The following is a 1,727-nucleotide window of genomic DNA, read 5'->3' as shown; positions in this document are numbered from 1 at the left end:
ACCAGTCAACACCCAATCTCAAAAAAAAATTAAAAATTTTTCACAACTATCTGTATTTAAATAATTTAAAATTTATTGGATTTTATCGTTCGATAGATAAAACAGATATCCAAAGATATAGTCAATTAAAAATAAAATGGTACAATACTCAACTTTGAAGATCTAACCATAGCATACTCTGCGGACTTAAGACACAAAGCTTTAAACTATTACGAACAATGCAAAAACATCAGCCAAACCGCAGCAACGTTTAACTTGTCAAGAAACACGTTTTACCTGTGGATTCGCCTTAAAAAACAAACAGGCAGCCTAAAACATCAAGTTACCGGTCTAAATGCCGTCAAATTGGATAGGCAAAAACTGGCTCAATATGTTGAGTAACACCAGGATGCCTATCTGCATGAAATAGCTAAACATTTTGATTGTACGCCAGCCGCCGTTTGCTATGCACTCAAACAGATGGGGATGACGCGCAAAAAAAGACCACCACTTACAAAGAACAAGACCCTGTCAAAGTAACGCATTATTTGACACAGCCGGCCGAATTTTCCGACTACCAACGTGTTTATTTGGATGAAACAGGATTTGACCGCTACCTGTTCCGTCCCTGTGCCCGAAGCCCGAAAGGGCAAATAGTAAAAGCGCAGATAAGTGGAAAAAGATACCGACGCTTATCTCTGGTGTCCGCACAAGTCGGCAACCGGCTGATTGCTCCGATGATTTATCAAAATACGATGACCGGAGTCTTTTTTGAAGCGTGGTTTCAGCAATGCCTACTGCCCGCATTGACTCAAAAATCGGTGATTATTTTAGATAATGCACGATTTCACCGTATGGGTGTCTTACGGGAAATGGCGGAAAAATTGGGACATAAGGTATTGCCTCTTGCACTTTATTCACCTGAGCTCAATCCGATTGAGAAGGTGTGGGCGGATATTAAGCGGTATCTGAGAACCGTTTTGTCTGATTACGCCCGATTTGACGATGCGCTACTGTCCTATTTTGATTTTAATTAACTATACATCCATCAGGCCGTCTGAAAAGACTCTCTCTTACCATTTTAATGAACTATCCGATTACACGCAAAAACCCTATTTATTTTCATTTGACACCAAACAATAAAATCATATCGATACAGACGTTTGGGGCAGTTTGACGGTTTCAGGTAAAATAACGCCAAATTCATCAACCGTTCAGAAAGCCGCCGCCATGTATTCACTCGTCCGTCCTATCCTGTTCCGCTTCGATGCAGAAAAGGCCCATCATTTCACGCTCAACAGTTTGCGTGCCGCCGAAAAACTCGGCCTGCTGCCCAAAGTGGACAGCCACACCCGACCAACCGAGCTGATGGGCTTGCAGCTGCCCAATCCGGTCGGTTTGGCGGCAGGTTTGGACAAAAACGGCGAGTGTATCGATGCGTTTGCCGCTTTGGGTTTCGGCTTTGTCGAAATCGGCACGGTAACGCCCAAGCCGCAGCCGGGCAATCCGCAGCCACGCCTTTTCCGCGTTCCCGAACACCAAGGCATCATCAACCGCATGGGTTTCAACAATCACGGCATCGACGCGATGATCCGCAACATTGAAAACAGCCGCTTTAAAGGCATTTTGGGCATCAACATCGGCAAAAATGCCGTTACGCCGATTGAAAACGCGGCCGACGATTATCTGATTTGCTTGGAAAAAGCCTACCCCCACGCGAGCTACATCACGGTCAATATTTCCTCCCC

At 44.6% G+C, this 1,727-nt stretch carries 1 protein-coding gene and 1 pseudogene; both read left to right on the top strand.

Features of this window, described 5'->3' with window-relative positions:
• Positions 1–168: 168 nt before the first annotated feature.
• A pseudogene (locus ACTHUT_RS19745) lies at positions 169–998 on the top strand (IS630 family transposase); the annotation flags it as partial.
• Positions 999–1,209: 211 nt separating this feature from the next.
• The coding region (pyrD, locus tag ACTHUT_RS19740) for a dihydroorotate dehydrogenase (quinone) (RefSeq protein WP_440419521.1) at positions 1,210–1,727 on the top strand (518 nt) is incomplete at its 3' end.

This window comes from Neisseria sp. P0022.S010, assembly GCF_051956635.1.
This window is presented reverse-complemented; position numbering and strand designations above follow the sequence as displayed.